Annotated in this window: 1 protein-coding gene; it reads left to right on the top strand. The window is 51.1% G+C overall.

The annotated features are described in order from the left end of the window. A partial coding sequence (locus R7E78_RS29285) for a HAMP domain-containing sensor histidine kinase (RefSeq protein ID WP_318059040.1) occupies positions 1–558 on the top strand: 558 nt, incomplete at both ends.

Below are 558 nucleotides of genomic sequence, written 5' to 3'. Positions count from 1 at the left end.
TTGTAATGAGCTTTACGGACATCACCGTATTCCGCGATGCCGAGCAAGCGCTGAAAGACGCCAATGAAACGTTAGAAGAGCGAGTGCGCGCGCGCACCAGAGAGTTGGAGCAACTCAACAAACAGCTAGTGGCAGCGACGCAGCGTTCGGATTTGGAATCGAAATCGAAATCGCGTTTTTTAGCGGCCGTGAGTCACGACTTGATGCAGCCGCTCAATGCCGCCCGTTTGTTTGCGTCTTCACTTTCTGAAGTAGCCAAAGACAGCGAAACCCGCAAGTTGTCGGCACACATCGAAAGTGCGTTAGGCGCGGCAGAAGATTTGATCGGAGATTTGCTGGATATTTCGCGTTTGGAATCGGGTAAGTTGGAAGTCAATGTGCATGGCTTCGCGGTCAACGATGTTCTGGCGAACCTCAATGCGGAATTCAGCGCATTGGCCAAACAACAGGGGATCGAGTTCACTATGATCCCATCTTCTCTAATGGTGAAATCGGACCCTAAATTGTTGCGCCGTGTGGTGCAGAATTTCCTCACCAATGCCTTTCGTTACAGCCCAA

Source organism: Vibrio sp. YT-19(2023), from assembly GCF_033337395.1.
The sequence above is the reverse complement of the archived record's forward strand: the minus strand, read 5'-3'. Positions and strand labels throughout refer to the sequence as shown.